18 protein-coding genes and 1 other RNA gene are annotated in these 21,601 nt (G+C 49.6%); 9 read left to right on the plus strand and 10 right to left on the minus strand.

Annotated elements, in window-relative coordinates; genetic code table 11:
• Positions 1-47: 47 nt before the first annotated feature.
• Positions 48-2,114, minus strand: coding sequence for a tetratricopeptide repeat-containing sulfotransferase family protein (locus OCL06_RS07325; protein ID WP_262993078.1), 2,067 nt, complete (start codon positions 2,112-2,114; stop codon positions 48-50).
• Between the two features lie 82 nt (positions 2,115-2,196).
• Entirely contained in the window at positions 2,197-4,890 is a 2,694-nt protein-coding gene (locus OCL06_RS07330) for a TonB-dependent receptor (RefSeq protein WP_262993079.1), read from the minus strand.
• Between the two features lie 314 nt (positions 4,891-5,204).
• Here OCL06_RS07330 and OCL06_RS07335 point away from each other — a divergent pair, with 314 nt between their 5' ends.
• Positions 5,205-7,175: a BCCT family transporter gene (locus tag OCL06_RS07335; RefSeq protein ID WP_262993080.1), complete on the plus strand. Its 1,971-nt coding sequence runs from the start codon at positions 5,205-5,207 to the stop codon at positions 7,173-7,175.
• 33 nt (positions 7,176-7,208) lie between these two features.
• A complete protein-coding gene (locus OCL06_RS07340; RefSeq protein WP_262993081.1) occupies positions 7,209-7,688 on the plus strand; it encodes a MarR family winged helix-turn-helix transcriptional regulator in 480 nt (159 codons plus the stop codon).
• On the opposite strand, the gene OCL06_RS07345 is transcribed toward OCL06_RS07340, so the two are convergent.
• Together OCL06_RS07345 and OCL06_RS07350 are read right to left on the minus strand one after the other, a co-directional pair.
• Complete coding sequence (locus OCL06_RS07345; protein WP_262993082.1) at positions 7,685-8,035, minus strand: RnfH family protein; 351 nt, start codon at positions 8,033-8,035, stop codon at positions 7,685-7,687. The two genes, OCL06_RS07340 and OCL06_RS07345, sit on opposite strands and share 4 nt — an antisense overlap.
• Positions 8,032-8,463 carry a type II toxin-antitoxin system RatA family toxin gene (locus OCL06_RS07350; RefSeq protein ID WP_262993083.1) on the minus strand — a complete coding sequence of 144 codons (432 nt, stop codon included), beginning with the start codon at positions 8,461-8,463 and terminating at the stop codon, positions 8,032-8,034. Before OCL06_RS07350 ends, OCL06_RS07345 begins: the two co-directional genes overlap by 4 nt.
• Before the next feature lie 154 nt (positions 8,464-8,617).
• Here OCL06_RS07350 and smpB point away from each other — a divergent pair, with 154 nt between their 5' ends.
• Positions 8,618-9,097 carry an SsrA-binding protein SmpB gene (smpB, locus tag OCL06_RS07355; RefSeq protein WP_262993084.1) on the plus strand — a complete coding sequence of 160 codons (480 nt, stop codon included), beginning with the start codon at positions 8,618-8,620 and terminating at the stop codon, positions 9,095-9,097.
• A gap of 56 nt (positions 9,098-9,153) precedes the next feature.
• Here smpB and OCL06_RS07360 read toward each other — a convergent pair whose 3' ends face one another.
• Complete coding sequence (locus tag OCL06_RS07360; RefSeq protein WP_373318452.1) at positions 9,154-10,386, minus strand: NADH:flavin oxidoreductase/NADH oxidase family protein; 1,233 nt, start codon at positions 10,384-10,386, stop codon at positions 9,154-9,156.
• 132 nt (positions 10,387-10,518) lie between these two features.
• Between OCL06_RS07360 and ssrA the strand changes: the two genes are divergently transcribed.
• The 3 genes from ssrA (at position 10,519) to OCL06_RS07375 (ending at position 12,733) form a co-directional block, all read left to right on the plus strand.
• Positions 10,519-10,875: a transfer-messenger RNA gene (gene ssrA / locus OCL06_RS07365) on the plus strand.
• A gap of 128 nt (positions 10,876-11,003) precedes the next feature.
• Complete coding sequence (locus OCL06_RS07370; RefSeq protein WP_262993085.1) at positions 11,004-11,384, plus strand: hypothetical protein; 381 nt, start codon at positions 11,004-11,006, stop codon at positions 11,382-11,384.
• Positions 11,384-12,733, plus strand: coding sequence for a tyrosine-type recombinase/integrase (locus tag OCL06_RS07375; protein ID WP_262993086.1), 1,350 nt, complete (start codon positions 11,384-11,386; stop codon positions 12,731-12,733). Before OCL06_RS07370 ends, OCL06_RS07375 begins: the two co-directional genes overlap by 1 nt.
• 3 nt (positions 12,734-12,736) lie before the next feature.
• Here OCL06_RS07375 and OCL06_RS07380 read toward each other — a convergent pair whose 3' ends face one another.
• From OCL06_RS07380 to OCL06_RS07390, 3 genes are all read right to left on the minus strand, one after another.
• Entirely contained in the window at positions 12,737-13,219 is a 483-nt protein-coding gene (locus OCL06_RS07380) for a hypothetical protein (RefSeq protein ID WP_262993087.1), read from the minus strand.
• Positions 13,212-14,162 (minus strand): DUF4747 family protein, encoded by a 951-nt coding sequence (locus tag OCL06_RS07385; protein ID WP_262993088.1) that lies wholly within the window; start codon positions 14,160-14,162, stop codon positions 13,212-13,214. Before OCL06_RS07385 ends, OCL06_RS07380 begins: the two co-directional genes overlap by 8 nt.
• Positions 14,163-14,273: 111 nt before the next feature.
• Positions 14,274-14,858 (minus strand): hypothetical protein, encoded by a 585-nt coding sequence (locus OCL06_RS07390; protein ID WP_262993089.1) that lies wholly within the window; start codon positions 14,856-14,858, stop codon positions 14,274-14,276.
• 255 nt (positions 14,859-15,113) lie between these two features.
• Here OCL06_RS07390 and OCL06_RS07395 point away from each other — a divergent pair, with 255 nt between their 5' ends.
• From OCL06_RS07395 to OCL06_RS16200, 3 genes are all read left to right on the plus strand, one after another.
• Positions 15,114-15,662: a recombinase family protein gene (locus OCL06_RS07395; RefSeq protein ID WP_262993090.1), complete on the plus strand. Its 549-nt coding sequence runs from the start codon at positions 15,114-15,116 to the stop codon at positions 15,660-15,662.
• Positions 15,663-15,810: 148 nt separating this feature from the next.
• On the plus strand, positions 15,811-16,662 hold the full coding sequence (locus OCL06_RS07400) for a hypothetical protein (protein ID WP_262993091.1): 852 nt from the start codon (positions 15,811-15,813) through the stop codon (positions 16,660-16,662).
• Between the two features lie 226 nt (positions 16,663-16,888).
• Positions 16,889-17,419 (plus strand): HNH endonuclease, encoded by a 531-nt coding sequence (locus OCL06_RS16200; protein WP_373318457.1) that lies wholly within the window; start codon positions 16,889-16,891, stop codon positions 17,417-17,419.
• Positions 17,420-17,723: 304 nt separating this feature from the next.
• Here the strand turns inward: OCL06_RS16200 and OCL06_RS07405 are convergent, their stop codons facing one another.
• Positions 17,724-19,904, minus strand: a complete 2,181-nt coding sequence (locus OCL06_RS07405) for a carbohydrate-binding module family 20 domain-containing protein (RefSeq protein ID WP_262993092.1) — start codon at positions 19,902-19,904, stop codon at positions 17,724-17,726.
• A gap of 215 nt (positions 19,905-20,119) precedes the next feature.
• On the minus strand, positions 20,120-21,589 hold the full coding sequence (locus tag OCL06_RS07410; RefSeq protein WP_262993093.1) for a sensor domain-containing diguanylate cyclase: 1,470 nt from the start codon (positions 21,587-21,589) through the stop codon (positions 20,120-20,122).
• Between the last annotated feature and the right edge of the window lie 12 nt (positions 21,590-21,601).

A 21,601-nucleotide genomic window follows, 5' to 3' on the forward strand; every position in this document is an offset into this window, starting at 1 on the left:
TCGCGTGTAAACAGGGGAGCAAAAGCTCCCCCGATGGGTTTAACGGTCTACCGGCTACTTTCTGGGAACTGGTCTAATGCAGTAAAAAGCGTAGTCAGGTATTCGGTAAACGGTAGCCACTGCTTTGTACCGCTGCGGTTAATTGGCTGTCTTACCTGCTCAGAACTGGGGGTTTTAATCACCCGTTTGGTCTCATGGAAAGACAAACATTCAGCCTCAAACGGCAAACCACAAAAATCCAGCATACGTTTGACCTGCCCTTCTAAATCGTCCAGGACACTTTCATGTTGTACGGTCAGTACTTCCCCGGGAAGCACTGTGTGCCAGTGATCCATCAAGTTTTCGTATGCTCGGTAGTAACGCCCAATGTCACTCAGGCTGTAACTAAATTCCTGACCGTCCCCAAATAGTTGCTTGTACCCGCTGAAACAGCACGCAAAGGGCTCCCGACGTGCATCAATAATTTTCGCGTTTGGCAGTATTCGTTTAATAAGGCCAATATGAATGAAGTTATTGGGCATTTTATCGATGAAGAAAGGCGCACCCTGCCGGTAGGCTTGCGTTTGCTCTATATACAACTCACCCAGGCGACGACATTGGTCGTCAGTAAGTGATGCCAGGTTAAACGGATATGGGGTTTGTTGACCACTCAGGCGTGACGCGATAGTTAATATATCGTGCAGCTCCATGGTGCCGTCCACCTGCGAGTGGGACGCCAATATTTGCTCCAGTAGCGTCGAGCCTGCCCGGGGTAATCCAACCACGAATATGGGAGCCGGATCGTCGCAACCTGCTTTACGGGCAAAGAGGTCTTTCTGGCATGCCTCCTGCTGCGCCGCCATCGCCGCCTCGGTTCGCGCAATATCAAAGTCTATAGTGGCACGCTTTAACGTATTCCCCCGATGATAATGCTCAAATGCAGCCGGGTAGTCTTGTCTGTCTTCATATGCCTTACCCAGCGCAAAACACAAGTGGATTGTGTCCTCCAGTCCAACATCATCACGAGCCGCTTGCTCTGCCATAGTTTCGAGCATCGCATCGCTAAATGGATAGGTTTTGGTGTTGGCCAGACTCCAATAAGCGTCGCCAAATTCAGGCATCAATTGAGCTGCCGTTTCATAGCACTCTATAGCGGCCTTGCGATCACCTTCGGCTTTATAAGCATGCCCCAAAGATAACCACACAGCTGGCCGGTCGTTGTTAGACTCAAGTAATGACCTATAGATATCAATTGCCTGCGCCAGCTCGCCTACGCCAACCAGTGCATTTGCGTAAGCTACCTGCAGCGTGAAGTTATCAGGCTGGTTTTGCAGACGCTTCTCGGCGAACGTTTTCGCCTGCGGGTACTTACCCAATCGCGCCAGCAACCCCTGATATGAAACTGCCGCCCGTTCGTGCTCGGGGTGGAGCGCTACACAGCTTTCCAATAAAAACTCGGCTTCGTGATAGGCCTTCAATTTCATACCAATCTCAGCCAGTAACACCATCGCCTCTGCATCGTGGTTGTGCTGCTGCAGGTAGCGACGACAAACTGAATCAGCTGCAGCCAGTTGGCCGTCATACATTAAGTCATACGCGCCCAATACCGGTTTCGGTAGCGAAGTTAAAAAGCTGATATGTTGCTGGGCAAGTGATTCTGCGCGCGCGTTATTTTGTTGCTGATAAATAGCCAGCAACTGTTGCCAGCTTGCCAGTAATGCCGGGTTAAAGCGTGTTGCCTGATAAAAGGCGGATGCCGCCTGACGGTGTTGATTAAGTGCCTTGTAGCTATAAGCCTGCTCTTGGAAAGCGCGTCCGTGGTCCGGGCGTAGCGATAAAATGGTATGGGTGTCTTCGATTGCCTGGGTGAAATGTTGCGATAAGCGCAGCGCCACCGCACGCAGGTAAAGCAACTCGACTTTAGCTTTTACATTTAGATGGGTGTCTTGTTGTAAATCGTTAGCTTGTTCAGAAACGTGGGTGTCTTGTTTTGGTTCGTTGGAAGACGCCGCGTCTTCGTGCGTGCCCGGCAAGGCATTATTTATCGTGTCGATAGCACTGGCGAACTGCCCCTGCTGCACTGCTTGCCGGGCGCTTTTTAAAATCGCATTTATATCTTGATGAGTATTTTGCATAGTGGTTTAGCTTGCCCAATCATACAAAAAACGGCAAGCCATTCCTGACTTGCCGTTTTTTCCTACATGTACCCGTTATCGATTAATAATAATCGTACGAGAAACGTACACCTACAGTCCGGGGACGATTGGTGACGACTTTCGGTGTAAACTGCTGAGTATCGATGTTCAGAATTGCGCTTTCATCGAACAGGTTGTCGATAAACAGCTCCGCTTTCCATGCATCGTTAGTAACACCCACAGCAACGTTGGCAATTACATAAGACTCTTGCACATAACGGCCGCCGCGGAACGTCTCACCGTTACGGTCCGTGTATGTTACGCCATCGTAGACAGCAGCTTCATCCTGAATCTTCAGGCCCGATCCCGTGCCATAGATAAGTTGCGTCGCATCTTCCATAACGTAGGCGTCCATTACCATGCCGGCCATACGGTCGCCGGTATAGCTTACTGAGCCGTTTACGTAACCGGTTTTACCGCCATCCAGCTCGAAGAAGTAACGGGCATTAATGTTACCGGAGAAGCTGGCTGAATAAGGCAATTCTGAGCCAACACCAGCTGAAATTCCCACTAACTCGTCGTTAACCCGGGTAAGCTCAGTATCCAGTAAGCTGAATGCCGCGTTGATGACCAGGTCATCGGTAGCAAGCCAGGTCACATCTGCATCCAACCCTTTAATTTCTGCATCACCTACGTTGTCAGTGAAAACCAGGAAGCTGATGTTAGTCGGGTCGAAACGGGATGTTTGTAGCTCACTGATCTCTGAGTAATAAGCCGTTGCATTAACCCGCACGATACCGTCCAGGAAGTCAGCCTTCATACCCAGTTCATAGTTATCCAGCGTATCGGTAGTCGAATAAACCGGAATGCGGAAGTTGTCGAATTTACCTGACTGGTTACTCGCTAATCCGCCACCCACACGGTTAGTTACTGGCGGACGGAAGCCTTCTGAGTAGTTTGCGAATAACAGTGTGTCTTCGTTTACTTTCCAGTCCAGCGAGAACTTGTAAATAGTATCACTAACCGAGAGTACGCCATCAGGCCCCAGTTCAGACACATCCAGCTGACCACTTTCAACCGCAGCCAGGACAGCGTCCGGATCTTCGCCCACGGCTGCCAGCTCATCAGGGTCCAGCGAACCGAATGCTTTCACTCGGCGACTCACGTCAACGGTAGTGGTCGAGCCTTTATACTCGTCATCAATCTCGTACCAGCGCGCCCCAATGCTGGCGGTCAGTGTATCGGTTATGTCGTACTCCAGCTGACCAAATACTGCCACCTGATCAATGGTGTGCGTAATGTCATTAACAAAGCTCACTTCACCCGGGAACGGGCCACCATCACTGTTAATGTCTTCATTACCCACCGTGGTGCGCGCCAGATTCGGAAACAGCTCAGTGGAGGCAATTTTAAACTGACCAATGGTGGCAACTTCCTGCGCGTCATAGAACAGACCCGCAGTCACGCGCCATGGGGTATCCATGGTGGTGTTAAAGCGCAGCTCATGGGTATTACGGGTAGTGGTAGTGTCTTCATCATAGTACTTGGTAGGATCAAGACAGCGTTCATCATCCGGATTGTCCGGCGTGTCGTAGTGGTTACACACGTAATATGCAGAGAATAAACCGCCGTTGGTATACCCGGTGTAATCCGCCAGGGTATCGATTTCGCGATCCAGGTAGCCACCTGTATATACTACGTCAAGCTTGTCCAGACGTCCTTCCAGAGTCCAGGTGGTCAGGCCGAATTCATCGCTGTTCTCTTCAGGCTGGAAACGGTTAGTTGAGCTCTCACCTTCCAGGTTCGGATCGTAGGCAAATACACCTTCGGTTTCCAGTGTTTGCTGAGTATGCTGTACCACAATATCCCAACGGTCGTTGAAGATGTACGACAGACCGAAGCGCGCACCGGAGTAAACCGCGTCGTTGAAGTTTTCTTCAACCAGGGCATCGTTCTGTGGTGACACTACCGCAGCCTCACCCATCGTATTAATGTCTGGGTTGGTGATGCGGTTGGCGTCCATTCCTTCAGGGTCGGCCAACACACCGCCAGAAATACGGCTAATGACCTGCGCACTGCCGATATAGCCACCATTGCCCGGATCGTTTTCGATGTTATCAATCCAGCCACCCTGGCGATCATTATAAGCCGCCACGCGGAAGGCCAGGTCGTCGGTCACCGCCATATTAAAGTAAGCCTCAACAGCGTTGCTCATATCACCGCCTTTGGTGAACGACACCGACGTGTCCATCCCGGCACTAAAGCCGGTATGATCGGGCTTGTTGGTGATCAAACGCACGGTACCGGCCTGTGAGCTGGCACCGAATAAGGTACCCTGTGGTCCCGGCAGCACTTCGACGCGACGAACATCGGTGGCATAGACATCAAGGTTACGACCGGCCATGGATACTGGCTGCTCGTCTACATAAAACGCTACTGAAGGCTGAAGGGCCTGTACTGACGACAGCATAATGTTCGACTGAGTAGTCGCCGCGCCTCGAATGTAAATTTCGTTTTGCCCAGGGCCTGTACCCTGGAACACTACGTTTGGCAGGAACTCAACGTAGTCCTGAAAATTATCGATACCTAAGTTTTCCAGCGCTTTTCCATCCAGCGCGGTAACAGAGACGGGCACATCCTGTATGGACTCTGTTCGTTTGGTTGCCGTAACTTCAATAGTTTCAATTTTGGCTTTAGCAGAATCTGCTTGCTGGGCAGAGAGCGACGTTGATGCCAGCGCAGCAACGATGGCACAGCTTAACTGTGTTTTTCGCATGGTCGGTGTGTTCCTCTGTTATTAAGAAAATCTTGTTATCAGATGGCTTTTATCGAACGATAATTACTACCGTAATAAATAATAGATCATATATTTTGTGAAACAATTTCACGTTATACTTGAACTCTAATTATTGTTTCATTTTTAACTTGTTATTTTCCCTGTATAATCTCATAAAAACCTGTTTTTTTCTACCCCGTAAAGGACACTGCTCTAATAATTTAGGTTAAAATTGATTCACAGTGCACCTTTCGTTTTAGTCGTGCGTATGCACTTTTACTTAAAATTTATGTAACGAGAAGGAAACCAGCCGCGTGAGCCAGACATCATCTACTTCGCCGCTCAATAAACCTGTATTTATCTCCTCCTCTGTACTGATTGTGTTGCTGTTGCTTTTCGCTGCCGGCGCACCCGAAGTCGCAGACTCTATTTTCAACACCATGCAATCTGCCATTGTTACAAACGGCAGTTGGTTTTATGTGCTTACTGTAGCCATCATTCTGGTGTTTGTGATTTTCCTCGGCGTGAGCCGCTATGGGGAAATAAAACTCGGCCCTGACCATGCCACTCCGCAGTTTGGGTTTTCTACCTGGCTGTCTATGTTGTTTGCAGCAGGGATGGGTATCGGACTAATGTTTTTCGGTGTGGCCGAGCCCTTGATGCACTACCTGGCCCCGCCAACTGCAGAGCCAGGCAGTGTCGAAGCCGTCCGCGAAGCCATGAAAACTACGTTTTTCCATTGGGGCGTACACGCCTGGGGGATCTATGCCGTAGTGGCCTTGGTGCTGGGTTACTTTGCCTACCGCCACAATTTACCGCTGACCTTGCGCTCAGCGCTGTACCCGTTAATCGGTAACAAAATATATGGCTGGCCGGGCCACGTCGTCGACATCTTCGCGGTGACATCAACCATTTTCGGTGTCTCAACTTCGCTAGGCTTCGGCGCTTCACAAATTAACGCAGGCCTGAATTACCTGTTCGGACTACCCGCCAACACCACAGTGCAAATTTGGTTGATGGTGGGCGTAGTAGGATTGGCTATCATCTCGGTGGCAACAGGCCTGGAAAAAGGCATTCGCCGGTTATCCGAAACCAACATGATCCTGGCTATCCTGTTGCTGCTCTTTGTGCTGGTACTCGGTCCCACGGTGTTCCTGTTGCAGGCATATCTGCAAAATACCGGCGCTTACGTGTCTGATATAGTCCGAAACACCTTTAATCTGTTCGCGTACGAAAAGACCGACTGGATTGGTGGCTGGACCATCTTCTATTGGGGCTGGTGGTTAGCGTGGGCGCCGTTTGTTGGGCTGTTCATCGCTCGTATCTCCTATGGCCGCACTATTCGCGAATTTGTAACCGGCGTGCTACTCATCCCGTCTGCGTTTACGCTATTGTGGATGACGGTGTTCGGTAATGCTGCTATCGACCTGGTGTTTGCCCAGGGACAGGAGGTACTGGCCCAAATGGTGCAAGAAGACACCTCGGTGGCCTTGTTTGTGTTCCTCGAGCAGTTCCCCTTCTCCAGCGTACTGAGCTTTGTGGCAGTCATCATGGTAGTCATTTTCTTTGTGACCTCCTGTGACTCCGGCGCCATGGTAGTAGATATGTTGTGCTCTCACGGGGAAAACAATACGCCCATCTGGCAGCGAATTTACTGGGCGGTAGGCGTCGGCGTGGTTGCGGCTATTTTGTTGTATGCCGGCGGCTTAAGTGCCCTTCAAACCATGACCATCGTCTCGGCGCTGCCGTTCTCTGTGGTGCTGCTCATCGCTCTCACCGGCTTGTTAAAAGCCTTACGGGTTGAAGGATATAAACGGGAAAGCTTGCAGGTTGTTGCAGGACAGCCACCACATTCCGACTCAGATAAGAACTGGAAGGAGCGCCTGGAAAATATTACCAGCTTCCCTGACGAACAGGTCGTGGCGCGCTTTATGGCCAGGATTGTGAAGCCAGCGTTAGATGAAGTAGGTAAAGAGTTCGAGTCCCAGGGCTTTGGTGTCGAAATCAAAGAAGACGACACCATCAAGACCCTTACCGTGACCATGGGCACTGATCCTGACTTCATATACTCGGTCTATATGACCAAAACAGCGCAACCGGAGTTCGTCACTCCCGGTAATGAGTCAGTGGACGCCGACGATAAGCACACGTACTATCGCGCAGAAGTTCACTTAAGTGAGGGTGGCCAGAACTACGATATTATGGGCTGGTCAAAAATGGCAGTGATTAACGACGTCATCGACCATTATCAGAAACACCAACATTTCATTCATCTGTTGAAATAACAGATAAGCAGAACGTGTATTAAAGAGATAAGCATGCGAAAAGAAGAAGAACTATTAGTGGCACTGCGACGGGTTATTCGTGCGGTAGACCTTCGCAGCAAACAACTCAGTAAGTCTGTGGGCCTCACCGGCCCCCAGCTACTGGTTATGCAAAATATCCAGGAAAAACCCGGGATCATGGTGCGGGAAATTGCCGAGAACATTAATCTGAGCCCGGCGACCATCACTAATATCCTGGACAGACTGGAAGCCAGGGATCTGGCGAAACGCATTCGAAGTACCACTGATAAACGTAAGGTAGGTGTATTTGTGACAGAACGTGGTAGCGTGGCCCTGCAAGACGCCCCACGGCCATTACAGGAACACTTTATCGATCGTTTTAATCAGCTAAAGGAATGGGAGCAAAGTCAGATGGTGGCCACTATGCAACGTATTGCCACCATGATGGATGCAGAAGACATTGACGCGTCTCCTTTTCTGGAAGTGGGCAACTTGTCAGATAAAAACGTTTAGAACGATTTTGATTTTAGCGGATTAGGGCGCCCGCCGGTGACCTTGTCCGCCCGTCCTTCTTCTTTCGCTTTCTCTGCCCGCCGTTTACGGACTTCTTTCGGATCTGCAATCAAAGGCCGGTAAATTTCAATACGGTCGCCATCTTTCACTTCGTCTTTCAGCTTTACCACCCGACTCCATATGCCGACTTTGCTCGCACTTAAATCGATATCCGGGTAGAGGGTAAGAATATTAGAGGCTTCTATGGCTTCTTCCACCGTGGTGCCTGACTGCACGGCCAGTTCAATAATAGACTGCTTAGTGGGTAGCGCATACGCCACCTCAATGCTCAGCATATTTTGATTCATGAATAAATGTTCCGTGCCCGTTCGGTAAACGCATTGACCATGCTGGTCGCCAGCGAATTAAACACCTTACCGAATGCCATTTCTGCCAACTTACTGCTGAATTCAAACTCCAGATGCAGTTCTATTTTACAGGCATCGTCTGACAGTGCAGAGAATCGCCAGCCGCCGGTTAAGCGCTTAAAGGGGCCTTCGACCAACTGCATATCTATCCGGGTAGCGGGAAACAGCGTGTTGTGCGTGGTAAACCACTGGCGGATGCCTGCTTTTGCCACCATCAGCGACGCTTTCATTCCTTGCTGACTGGATTCCAGAACTTTACTGTCATGACACCCTGGCAAAAATTCTGGGTACGACTCAACGTCATTCACTAAATCGTACATGGCTTGTGCACTGTGAGCCACCAATGCACTGCGTTGAATACTCGGCATTTATTCTCTACTGCTGGAAAATCAAAAACCGCATTTTAGCATGAGATTTGCGCCCCGACTAACCTTCCCTTTTCGCTTAGTGCCCCCACATTAAAGTTGTACCACAAGCCACGAAACTAAAGACTTTCATAACACAATCAGTATAATAGCGGGCATGAAAAAGAACAAAGCCAACAAAAACTCCACCGGAACCATCGCGCTGAATAAAAAAGCGCGTCATGACTATTTCCTCGAAGACAAATTTGAGGCCGGTATGTCCCTGCAAGGCTGGGAAATTAAAAGTATCCGCGAAGGCAAAGTGAATATTACCGATGCGTATGTGATTATTCAGAATGGTGAGGCCTATCTGGTCGGCGGACGCATCACGCCACTAAGTCAGGCATCCACTCACGTCATCTGCGAGCCTGAACGTAGCCGTAAGCTACTTCTTAACAAACGTGAGATTGATCGTTTAATGGGCGCCCGGGATCGTCAGGGTTACTCTATTATTGCTACCGCCATGTACTGGAAAAAATGCTGGGTGAAACTGGAAATATACCTGGCGAAAGGTAAGCACAGCCATGATAAGCGCGACACAGTGAAAGATCGCGATTGGCAGCGCCAGAAAGAGCGGGTAATGAAGCACAGTGTGTAACAGGTGCTAATCAGTGATACGAAAAAGGCATATCAGTTGATATGCCTTTTTTATTGTCATTCGCTGCTTAGTTCACGCCGATAGCGTCGTGTCATCCGTTTGCGATGATGCAAGTCTAACAGCAGGCTTAATAGTGGTGAAGGCGTGCGTAACGTAGTCAGGTCGTTACCCAGGCGGCGCAGCTGGCGGCGCACCATCGCCATCCCGGCCAGGCTGGCGAGCGCTTTGTCACGCCACCCACACTTCAGTATCACCCCCGCGTAAGCAGGATATTGCTGCCATTTTTTCACCAGATCCGGGGTTACAGCCAGCGCACTGGCCATGCCCACCAGCGTACAACCTGAGTCCACTACCTGTTGCGCGACTTCCGCGCGCTTGATGCCACCGGTAGTCATGACAGGAATAGTGGTGGCACTGGCAATTTGCCGGGCAAATTCAAGAAAATAAGCTTCTCTGGCTAACTGAGTGTCATCAGCCGTGCGCCGCTGCATGGCAGGCGCTTCATAACTCCCCCCTGATACTTCGACAACGTGCACACCCAGTGACTCCAGCCTTCGGATAACTGTGATGGCGTCGTCGATGCCAAAACCGCCACGCTGAAAATCGGCGGAGTTAATTTTAACCATCAATAAGAAGTCTTGGGGACAGTGGGCTTTCACCTGACTGACGATATTTAATAGTAGGCGGGCACGATTTTCCAGGGAGCCGCCCCACTCATCCTGCCTTTGATTGGTCAGCGGCGATAAAAACTGGGTAAGCAGATAACCGTGGGCGGCATGAATTTCGACACCATCAAATCCGGCCTCTACTGCACGGCGGGCGGTGGTAACGAAGCGCTGACAGACATCATGAATATCATCGCAGGTCATCTGTCGGGGAGTTGCAAACATTTTCGAATGCTTGCCAACATTTACTGGGATGGGCGAAGGCGCCAGCGCCTTACCCTGCATGGCTTTTAATACCTGCCTGCCAGGGTGGTTGATTTGCATAATGGCTTTTGCACCATTCGACTGGATGATTTTCGCCCATTGCGTGAAGGGTGCCAGTGGGGTCTTTGCCTCCAGCGCGACACCGCCCGGCCCGGTCATGGCCTGCTTGTCAATCATCACGTTGCCGGTAATGATCATGCCGAGTTCGCCATGCGCCCAGTAGCGGTACAAAGAGTACAATGCTTCCCCGGGCAAGCTTTGATAACTGGCCATATTTTCTTCCATCGCAGCTTTTACCACACGGTTTTTCAGGGTAATGCCATTAGAGAGGGTAACGGGAGAAAACACAGAAGACGACATGCACAGGCCTCGGACAACAAAAAAGCGCGCATACTGTAAAGGTAATCGGCGATAAATGCACCTGCTGTGGCGCATTTTTGAAAATCAGTGATTTATCATCAATATGGTTGTGTTATACTTAGTATTCTCCTCGGGGCTGATTAGGATTCGACAGGATCTAGGAAGCTGGAGGTGCATGCAGAGGTGCGGATTGCCTCTTAAAAAATCCGCTTTAAATAGTCGCAAACGACGAAAACTACGCACTAGCCGCTTAATAACCGGTATAGGCCCTTCCACCACAGCTTTGTTTGCTAGCGTGGATTCGGAAGGTCATATAAGCAAACTAGCGAGGGAAACTCTCCTGAGGTTGAACCGCGAAATAGTATCAGGACCGCTACGAGGAATCCTGTTTGCCGGAGTCCGAAGTAGTTAAATAAAAGACAAACTAAGCATGTAGTACCAAAAGTAGACATTTTCTGGACGCGGGTTCAAATCCCGCCAGCTCCACCAACATCGAGAAAACCCCGCTAGGCCACGCCAAATAAGCCTTCGGGGTTTTTTTTGCCTGCCATTTCGGGGAACCTTTTCGGGGAACTGCACTAATGATATATTGCAATTTCATTAGAAGGAGACTCAATATGCAGGATAGTCACAAAGAACAACTCAAAAATATGGCTTTTGGATGCGTAAAATCCGCGATGCCACCAGAACAAACATACATTGACGAAGACCGAGGGACTTTAACGGTTAATACATTCCTCAAAATAAATGATTCGATGCATAACGTTTATATTTATGCTCGACTTGAAAGTAATCATAAAGACGGAGCGTTCATTATAATCGTCGATCCTTCAGAGGATCTCGATAACTCGGCCTTTAAAACTTGCGGCCATTGGGGAGACTCTTTCAACGTCATGTATAAGGGGAAGTGTCTTTATGCTGCCGACTATGAGTTCGGCCTCGCGTTTGAAAGTCACCAAGAATTTGTAAATTTGCAGCATGAATATCATTCGAAATAATGGCTAAATGGAAAAAGCCCGTCGGAAGGCCGTTCCTTGCGCTGCGCGGCCACACTTATTACGCACGTTTAACTGTCCCCGAGGACGTCCGTGAGTTCTTCGGTAAGACTGAGCTTTGGCAGACGCTAAAAACCAAAAACCTAAAAGACGCTGAATACAGAGCAAGTCGAATTGTCACCGAATGGAAAGCTCAGATCGAGACCTACCGAGGAAATGTTGGTGTGGCTCATCGTGCGCTCGAGTGGCGAAAAATACTCGAAGATGAGCGACGCAAAGACGCAGTTCTAATCGAGAAGTACAAACGACAACACGGTAAAAAGCCGACCTACGCACATGAGTTCGACGAGCTTGGAGTTGGTACACAACGTCTGGCTTACACTGACGAACTCGACAGGATTTACCTCGAGGAAGGTCCCGACGCAATGGCTCGTTTTGCTAATATAGTCGAAGGACATCTTCTCCCGACCCCAACCTATGTCGAGGAATATTTATTCAGCCTTTCGGTTGAACCACGGACGAAACAGCAAAGGGAGCATCATCTCGACTTATTAAACAAACGGTTCCCCGCGCTCCCGGTGAAGCGCTCTGATGTGACCAAGTGGATCATGGAGATGGAACAACAGAATCTCGCTGAAAACACGATTAAAGCCAGAATCGGAACGTGTCGAGGATACTTTGAGTTCCTGCAACGGCTCGACTACTTGAACCCTGACGAGGCGAACCCTTTCGAAGGCCACAAGTTCACCAGCAAGCGAAAAGCATCAAAGCAAGACCTTAGGCAAGCCTTCGAGGTTTCCGACGTTCCTCGGCTCATAGATGCAGCAAAAAACAAGCGTCGCAAAGATCCCAACCTCGTCGCAGCCATTACTATCGCCGCTTACACAGGAATGAGACGGGAGGAGATCGCACGTCTGAAGGTCGAGCACGTACGAGAGCGAGACGGCATTCGATTCTTCGACATAATAGATGCTAAAACAAAAGCAGGACTTCGAAACGTACCCGTCCATAGCGAAATCATGGAACTGGTGGTTCGCCTCATCGAAAAGAGTACCGACGGTTATCTGTTGCCCGGTGAGTCAGTAACTAAGAACGGTGAGCGAGGCGACGCAATCGGTAAACGGTTCAAGACGCTACGCGATGGCCTTGGCTTCGACGGCCGTTACGTGTTCCACTCGATTCGCAAGACGGTGTCCACGTTGTTTGAACGAGCAGGTGTAAGTCACAACGAGGCCGCAGAGATTGTTGGACATGAGAAGACTGGGATGACTTATGGTCTGTATTCAGCGGGTCTAGATTTAGCCAACAAGAGAAAGATCATTGAGAAGCTGTGCTATTTCAAAAGCGACTAAAAATCACGAACTGATAACTTCTCGATACTGATTGATATGCCTGAAGCTGGAGAGTTGCCCCCATACAATGATGATTGCAAGTATCAAACAAGTCACCCTGAATGCCTGTAAGCCAGCGAATGCGTATTGAGAGTTCTCAAAAGTAAGCAGCTTTAACTCATCCATGCCCACGGAGGCAATTTTTTCGACCACTAGCAATACAACAAGAGCTATAACGTTGGAGATAACTTCGTTTTTCAACTCTCTGAATTTCGCTTGTAGCTTTTTTTTATTTTCTCTAGTTAGTTCATCGTTTTCTCCGACTTCCTTTGCGATACCATCGATGTGACTAAGTAAGTACCAGGAGCCAGCCCCAGTTAAAAGCACCAAAGGAACAAAAACTCCCATACTCGAGGAAATCACGTTCTCGAAGTTGCTCCCAGCCCAAAAAATCAGTCCAAAAACTAAACAAAAGGTCAGGAGAAACAACGTCAAGAACTTAATCATTTTGCTCCTTTCTGATAAGAGCGCGAGTCTTTTCGAAGAGCTCTGCGACCAATCTAGTATCAGACGACTGACGTTCGGGTGCTATCTGTCCAGTAGAAAGCTCCAACTGCCCTTCACTTTGCAACTCGCCCTCTTCGTGACTTACAGATTCAATATCTAGTGTTACCGGAGCAGATAAACTAGAGTGTTTCTTCTTGCCTCCATGTGCCCCCTCAGTCATCAATGCCCATTGGCCTTCGCCCTCAGAGATATAATCGATGTAATCTTCAACGACATCCTTGGGAACGTCCAAAGAACCCGACTCGCTCTCTAACGTCATCGAGACCTCGTCTTGACCATAGATATCTTGTAACTCCTCAAGAAGTTCTCTCGCTTTCTTGTTCGTATTGAGAATGTTTGGTGATATCAGCTTGAGTTCCAATCGATAAATTTTATTGTGTGACTCGACAAGTGACCAAAACTCTGACTGCTCGGTTTTCACCTCGACAAATATTCTGTAGTTATATTTTGCAAGAATCGGAGAGCGTAGACCCTGTTGTAGTGCATTTTTTATCAAAGACTCTCCGCCAAACTTCCAGCTTTTTTGAACGAAAATAAATTGCTCTTGGGTGTCGAATACGACGACTATAGGGAGCCAATCGTCAGCAATCCTTTCGATGATATCTCCGGGAACTTTCTCCCCGACGTGCGCTTCTCTGAGTTTGGCGAGTTTACCAACGATATATCGAGACTCTTCTTCTTTAGTTGATGAGAGATAAGGAACATCACTGAAACCAACGAAGGAGTACCGAGTCCCCCTCAATGAGAACTCGGCATCATTAAAAATAGCTTCGCGAACGATGCTCCCCTTTGTACTTGGCAGATCATGTATAAAAAGATCAGTTTGGCTCTCTTTTATTAAAGAGTAGCGGTATACGTAAAAATTGTCGGTAGACGACTCCATACAACAGTTCCTTCTTTTTGCTGGAGTTTAATTGGAACTACAAAATAACCACTGGCAGATGGTGGGTCAAGAAAACTACCAGCATTCAAATAGGTTCATTGTCGCTTTATACTACGATACGGCTGTGGCTCTCGGTGCTTCAGTGACCAAACTGCACGTGTCTCGAAGCTGACGTGATGCCTCATCGAATTTTTGCCTAATCAGGGTAAACGACTCAGGATCTGTTAGCTCGACAAAAGAGCCGTCGATAGATTCAATAAGATCGCCGCGACTGGGCTTCTCTATTTCCTTACACTCGTTCTCGACTTTCGGGTGTACGAGATCGTTGCGAAGCTTGACTATTCTCATAACTGTCTGCAATGGCTCCTCGCCCAGTTGTGCTGTCGCTCCAGAAAATTGATACAAGGCCTTGAGTCGTTCTTTTGTGGGCCTAAAGAGCAACGCTTCAAACTCCTCTTCGGAGTAGTCGTCAGGTTTTTTCTGCAAAAGACCGAAAGTCACCAAACCATCGAACTCTAAAATGGTCAGTATTACCGAAGCTATACGAATATTGCCAACTCCATCCGTAGGAGCCTCCTCACCACTAAGTAATAGTTCGGACAACTCGCCTCGTCCAATGCTGCTAATCTGATGGAGAGTATGTGCTGCATTCCCAATTGTTAGAAAAACCGGATTTATCACCTCAAATTTCGCCACTGTTACCTCCTTTATACTGACTGTTGCCCCCCTTGACGAGACTACTACGTAGTGACCTTTGAAGGATAGACTATCTCGTCTTTTGAGCTAAAGATACTCCATATAAGTTTTTCAGGGTATAACCCGAAGGACAGCAGGGTACACCTAAACGTCCAGTCGGAATGTCCGTCTTTTTGGTGGACATTAACGTTGACATTTAAGTTATTTTCCGGATAATACGTCAACTCTAGACTTTAATGTCCACATGAGGGAAATATGACTGACATTGCGTACATCCGAGTTAGCACCACCGAGCAAAACACCGAACGCCAGCTCGACGGTGTCAAAGTCAACAAGACGTTCACCGACAAGTGTTCAGGTGGTTCGACCGCTCGACCTGCTCTAACTGACCTTCTCGATTATGTTCGCGAAGGAGACACCGTTCACGTCCATTCAATCGACCGTCTCGCTCGTAATCTTCAAGACCTTCTCTCGCTGGTGGAAGAGTTCAAGTCGAAAGGCGTTACCCTGAAGTTCCACAAAGAAAGCCTCACTTTCGAGGGGGCTGTAACCAACGCCATGCAGGACTTGATGCTCTCCATGATCGGCGCGGTGGCTCAGTTCGAGAAGGCGATGATTAACGAACGCCAACGTGAAGGTATCGAGAAGGCAAAAGCGAGAGGCGTCTACAGCCAAGAACGCGCAAAACGGGTCGACAGGGAAGAAGTCAAAGCACTGCTCGCAGATGGACTTCCAATGGCTCAAATCGCCAAGAAGCTCGGTTGCAGCAGTAAAACGATCCAGCGCATCAAGAACGAATCATAAAACTCAATTTCCGGTATTTTGGCGATCCACGTTCGGTAGGATACCCCCCTCGGGAATCTCGATAAATAAAGGTCTCATTCCTCTCGGGATGCCCTACTCTTGTTCACTGCCGTACGGGTTCGCCTTTTCGTCACAACAGGTAGTAACGATGAACGAAAAGATAACGTACCTCGACCCCAATGACGTGGAGACAGACCCCCGCCTTCAGGTTCGCTCAGTCGCAGTCTATGGCGAAGACTCCCGTATAGATGAGGGCGAAAGACTCAAAGCCTTGCAGAGTAGCCTTCACTCCGTCGTATCAGCAGGTGAACATTCAGAGCCGATCGAGGTATTCCGACACGACGAACAATGGCTCGTTTTCGATGGGCATAACCGATTGGAGGTCTATCAGAAGGTCGCCAAGAAGACGCCCGTTAAGATCCCCGCGATAATTCGATCATACAACTTCAAGGAGGCCCTGAGTCTCGCTTACATGGTCAATACTCGACACGGAGTCAGCGTCTCAAGAAGTGACGCCACAAAGGCTGCATTCCGTTCCTGTGTTTTTTCCAACGACGGCATAACAGTCAAAGAGTTGATCAAACAAGGCCTTAGTGAGAGGGTCGCACAGAAGGTTCGACAGGCAGCTAGAAAGCTCATCGAGGAAGCAGAGATAACCTCGTCTGACGACGAGAACGAGATTACCGGCAAAGTCACACGTTGGTGTAAGCGGATGGCGAAGGAAGGGTTTGCGAGAGCGGGACTCGATAGCATCTCGACCGATCATCTCGGGTTTCCCTCTTATCGGTTCGTGCTCGACAGAAAGCCAATCGAAGACCGCAGCGAAGCAGCTCGAATTGAACAAATGGCAAGGTCTATCGAGAAACTGGTTGAACAAGACGCGGATGTGTTCCTTGCGGCACTAAAACGAGTCAGTCGAAAAACCCGCATGGATCTTCCTATCACAGTTAAGCGGCAACAGAAAAGTAAACTGCAACTGGATGAAGAGTTTGAGTTCTGACTCATCGGGTAGCCTCATAGCTGGCCATAAAGTACATTAACCAATCGGACACTTAACGGAGAAAACAGTGGCAAATGAATGGACAAAGGAAGAACTAAAGGCATCAGTCGAAGCGTACGTCGAAATGAGAGACAAACAGACCATTGGTGAGCCTTTCATTAAGAAAGAGGTCTATCGGCGTCTCGCGGAGCGTTACGACAGAACCGAGAAGTCCTTCGAGTTCAGGATGCAGAACATCTCACATGTATTGGCACAGCAAGGTCGAGAGTGGATCAAAGGGTTGCGACCCGCGAGAAACGTCGGAGCGAACGTAACGAGGGAGATTGAACTCTTACTGGCTGAAGTCGAGAAGAAAGCCCCGACTGACGTAGCGACATTCAATACACAGGTAGAAGCGCTCCGTAAGAAGCAGCCCCCCTTGCCTCCTTCTGGTAACAAGACCCCGTCTAAAAGCGAGACTACCTCCACGTCGTACGAGCGAGACCCGTCGGTTGTCGCTTGGGTACTAAACGAAGCTGGCGACAAGTGCGAGTCATGTGGCTGCTCCTCTCCGTTTGTTAAAGATGACGGTTCGCCGTACCTGGAAGTACATCATGTTGTGCGACTCGCAGACAATGGGCCGGATACAATCGACAACGCAGTAGCGCTATGCCCAAACTGCCATAGAGCGCTTCACCATGCAGCCGACAAGCACGACCGAAGGGAATCGCTTTATGAAAAAACATCTCGACTGAGGAAGCCGCACAGAGCGTCATAGCGACAGCACAGCGGGTCCTTCCTGGAGGGTATCTCGAGGGTAATTCGCGCCGCGTCTTTTCATTTCTGCGTGGCGATTTCACTTTGGTTTATTATTTCCGTCGGGGAACCTTTTCGGGGAACAAAAGTGACGACAAGACCAAAATAACCAATGTATATACGGTCTCGGAAGCCATTAACCGGAAACTCCCGCCAGCTCCACCAAATAAAAAAACCCTGTGCCGAAAGGCATAGGGTTTTTTGTTATATATTCACTGACAATGTTTAAACGCAGGCCCAGCCAGGTAAGCTGAGCCTGCGCTACGCTAGAAGCTTCCGCTCGAATTTACTGTGCCACTGGCCGGTGTGGTCACTGTGTTATTGGCGCCACCCTGCCAGACCACCGCACCTGAATCCCGCTTGATACATTTCCATTCAACCGGGGTGTTGGCAGGCAGGCCATTCGCCGTACCTGTCCACGTGGGGTACGCTGTTGCGCTTAAAGGCACCGCCTTACTGGTGTCCCAATTGCCCAATTCGGCAATGTTCCCCACTACGTATACGTTCTGGCCCCACGTTGTAGTGCCGTTGTTACAGGTAAAGTTGATCGCTGCGCTGGTGCTGGCCCGCGCGAGCACCACAGCACCGTAGGCAGGAATATGAACATCACTGATTGCGGTAGCCACACCTTCGCCACGCGTGGCTTCGGGCACGCCGCCGAGATTAAACCGGCTCCAGCTGGTGTTGGCAACTTCCAGATACGTCCCGCTAATTCCGACATCATAGTTGTACCATGTGGTAGGTCCGAAATTCATTACCACAACGTATTTTCCACCGTCGCGGCTGAACGCTGCAACCCGGTTGTTATTATGGATATGTGTAACAACGCTGTCGGCTGTCGCAAACGTCTGAGAATCGGCTGACCGGATATCATTCATTTTACGATACCAGGCGAGAATTTTAGCGCGGCCGGCATTCGTTTCATACGCGTTTAGAGGTAGGCGATCATCCCACCAGTCAATGTGAAATTGCGTAGTTTCTCCGCCTTCCTGGCCCATGAATATCATGGGTGTCCCACGGGCCAAGATGGTGCCGGTTAATGAAAGCTGGTTCATCTCCCAGCCTTTACCGTCGCGACCACGCTTGGCAATGCGATCATCCGTATTGCCAACTTCGTCGTGAGACTCAGTGTAAACCGTGGCATCCTGCCACCCGTCGCCAAAATGACCAAACACGGGCCATAAATCGTCCAGGTGACCGCCAGTAAGCACCGCTTTAAAATTATCGTGAAAGGTATCAGTCCACTGGCTATCCATCGGTGCATGAGCAGTGCCTGCCACTACCGAGCCGGTATCATCTGCGGTGATCCCCCACCAGTCTGGTAATTCTTCGGCGGTAAACCAGATATTGGGATCTTCGCTTTTTAAATTGCCGTAAAGCTCGCGCAGGAACTCCCAGCCGCCACCGTCGCCCGACTGCGTAATATACCCGCTGAAATCGTTGTGAATGGTGTTGGTATGGTCGAACCGAAATCCGTCGATGTTAAATTCACGCGCCAGATACAACACGTTCTGAATAAGGAAGTGTTTCGCCACATCGTTATTAAAGTTATATAACGGGCCCCACACCGTGTCCCCGTCGGCGTAGGTCGTATTATTCACGGTATACAGAATGTTGTCGCCAATGCCCAGGTGGTTAAACTCTAAATCCAGAATGACTGCCATGCCCTGCTGGTGCGCTTCGTCAACCAGCGCTTTAAGTGCGTCAGGGCCGCCATAGGATGACTCCACCGCATAGAAAAACGAGGGGTTGTAGCCCCAGCTCAGTTCACCAGCGAATTCATTTACCGGCAGCAGTTGAATGGCGGTGGCACCGGTGTCACTCAGATAGTCATTAGTACCGTCGTTATCGAGCTCTTCAGTTACCTCGTCCAGCGGCGACTTGCCGTTTCTGTCGGTAAACCGTAGCGGGTGAAGCTGATAAATATTCAACTCGCTCTGATCGGGGCGCGACCAGTTCGTGGTATTCCATTGATAAGCATCACTGAGGTATATCCGTGACATGCCGGTAGATAGGTTTGAATTAGTCACCCAGCGCGCTGCGGGATCCTGAAACGTTTGCTGCTCTCCGTCACGGGTAAGCATAAAACGGTAATGATCACCGTGGGCAGGCGCCCGAGAAAAACTGCTATCAGTGCCTTTGAACCACCAGAATTTGCCGTCGGGGGTACGCGTCATTGCTACTGCGCCCGACTGCCCGTTGGTAAAATCACCGTACAGTTTTACCTGCGTGTCACCGGGCTTAGTATGTAAAATGGCATACCAATGGTTGCCTTCCTTGTACACGCCAGGCGCTCTCTCCCATATAGCATCAGGATCACCGTCCAGCCACGCGTCGGCCTGCGCCGTCATCGCTACCACCAGTAAACATGCCGTAAGCAACACTCGCCAGCTACCTACGAGAGCTTGAGCTGTAAACTTGCCCTTTATCTGTAAAATAATTTTCATACGTTTTCCTGTTAAACACGTTTCGCCCTAACAAGGCATTAACCAAACATTAACAATTAACGTAGCAGGGTTGGCTCAATCGTCCGGTGAATACGTATGCAACTGGTCATACTTGAAAGTAAAATATGATGTCAGGGGGGGAGTCTGAAAATTTTCCTTCGCGGCATTGGCTAATGCTGCAGATACGGATGGGAAGGTTTAGTGCGGTCGGGTGATCAGGCGCTGGCTATGCGGTTACGCCCTTCTGTTTTCGCCTTATACAGCGCTTGGTCTGCACTGCTGAGTAACGACGTTACCAGCAGTTCATTACTACAGCGGCGGGTCGCAATACCGATACTCACTGTAAGCACGCCATTAGCAGGTGATTTTTTAAATGGAATGCCGAGGCTCTCGATGGCTTCCATAATTTGTTCGGCCACATAATGCCCTTGCTCGAAGTTGGTGTCAGGCAGAATAACTGCAAACTCTTCACCGCCGTAACGGGCGGCAAGGTCGTCAGTACGCTTACAGCACTGCGTCAGCGCATGGGCTACTGCCCGCAATGCCTCATCCCCCACACCATGGCCGTAGCTATCATTGAATTGTTTGAACAAGTCCACATCAACCATCAGTAAAGAAATAAACTTGCCGCGACGAATACCACTTTTTACCGCTTTTTCCAGACAGCCGTCGAATTGCCGCCGGTTGGCTATGCCGGTCAGGCCGTCGGAATTAGCCTGATAGACCAATTGTTTGTTGGCGTCTTCAAGTTGTTGGGTCAGTTGTTGCAGTGTCAGGCGGTTGGCGACACTTTGCAGCGTGTTTGAGAGCATTTCGCCTATGAGCTTCAGGTAGCGTATATCATGGTCGCGCCATTCATAGGTGCTGCCGACACTGTCGCAGCCTACAAATCCATACAGATCATCACCCAGGTGCACTGCCACACATAATACAGAGCGAATACGTTCACGCTGAAACTCCGCTTTTTCAGACGCAGCTTCACCTGGTAACTCATCCACATTACTCACACAGAACACATGTTGCTGTTTAATTGCCGCGGTAAAATAAGGAAGGTCCCCTACCGCCATATTTTGAAGCTCATCTTTATAGGGCGTGACCCCCGGCGCTACCCATTCATGGGTATTACTCATTCTTAATTTGTCTGGTGAAAACCGAAACAGATAACAGCGGTCGACACCACTGAACTCGCCAAACGCCCCCAGACTGCGCTCAATCAGCGTATCGAGCTGGCGGGTACTGACATTAATAAGTTGGGAGGAGATGGCCGACAACAAATGATTAAAGGCCAGATGATTAGCCAGCGGTGAAAAATCAGCTTGCGCGGACGGCAGATCGTTATCCTGTGCATTTATGACATGCAGAACCACCCACCTTGCGCCGCCGATTTCTGCGCGGCGGCCCTCTACCAGACAGTTGAGGTTACGATTCTGACTGTTGATGCGTAGCCGAAGGCGGGTAATATCCGAGGTCGCGCACCGAGTGAACGGGTCAAGATCCCCCGTATCCGGCTGCTTTGAGGAACCGTCATAAAATGTGAGCGATGCCACAAACTCATCGTGCTGCAATTGAGCACCAAAGAGCATTAAACATGCGCTATTTGCAATTACATGATGGTTATCTTCGCGTTTGGCCAGAAAAGCTGCGGGTAACTGGCTTAACCACTCGCGACACTCATTATCGCTCACCTATTCGACCTG

The organism is Alteromonas salexigens (assembly GCF_025628895.1).
Classification (GTDB): Bacteria; Pseudomonadota; Gammaproteobacteria; order Enterobacterales; family Alteromonadaceae; genus Alteromonas; species Alteromonas salexigens.

Bases quoted from the DNA above. Each gene is read 5' to 3' on its own strand.
- OCL06_RS16200 (WP_373318457.1), top strand. From the start codon at position 16,889: ATGCAGAACATCTCACATGTATTGGCACAGCAAGGTCGAGAGTGGATC.
- OCL06_RS07380 (WP_262993087.1), bottom strand. From the start codon at position 13,219: ATGATTAAGTTCTTGACGTTGTTTCTCCTGACCTTTTGTTTAGTTTTT.
- OCL06_RS07325 (WP_262993078.1), bottom strand. From the start codon at position 2,114: ATGCAAAATACTCATCAAGATATAAATGCGATTTTAAAAAGCGCCCGG.
- OCL06_RS07350 (WP_262993083.1), bottom strand. From the start codon at position 8,463: ATGCCGAGTATTCAACGCAGTGCATTGGTGGCTCACAGTGCACAAGCC.
- OCL06_RS07345 (WP_262993082.1), bottom strand. From the start codon at position 8,035: ATGAATCAAAATATGCTGAGCATTGAGGTGGCGTATGCGCTACCCACT.
- OCL06_RS07385 (WP_262993088.1), bottom strand. From the start codon at position 14,162: ATGGAGTCGTCTACCGACAATTTTTACGTATACCGCTACTCTTTAATA.
- OCL06_RS07400 (WP_262993091.1), top strand. From the start codon at position 15,811: ATGAACGAAAAGATAACGTACCTCGACCCCAATGACGTGGAGACAGAC.
- smpB (WP_262993084.1), top strand. From the start codon at position 8,618: ATGAAAAAGAACAAAGCCAACAAAAACTCCACCGGAACCATCGCGCTG.
- OCL06_RS07330 (WP_262993079.1), bottom strand. From the start codon at position 4,890: ATGCGAAAAACACAGTTAAGCTGTGCCATCGTTGCTGCGCTGGCATCA.
- OCL06_RS07395 (WP_262993090.1), top strand. From the start codon at position 15,114: ATGACTGACATTGCGTACATCCGAGTTAGCACCACCGAGCAAAACACC.
- OCL06_RS07375 (WP_262993086.1), top strand. From the start codon at position 11,384: ATGGCTAAATGGAAAAAGCCCGTCGGAAGGCCGTTCCTTGCGCTGCGC.
- OCL06_RS07370 (WP_262993085.1), top strand. From the start codon at position 11,004: ATGCAGGATAGTCACAAAGAACAACTCAAAAATATGGCTTTTGGATGC.
- OCL06_RS07405 (WP_262993092.1), bottom strand. From the start codon at position 19,904: ATGAAAATTATTTTACAGATAAAGGGCAAGTTTACAGCTCAAGCTCTC.
- OCL06_RS07360 (WP_373318452.1), bottom strand. From the start codon at position 10,386: ATGTCGTCTTCTGTGTTTTCTCCCGTTACCCTCTCTAATGGCATTACC.
- OCL06_RS07340 (WP_262993081.1), top strand. From the start codon at position 7,209: ATGCGAAAAGAAGAAGAACTATTAGTGGCACTGCGACGGGTTATTCGT.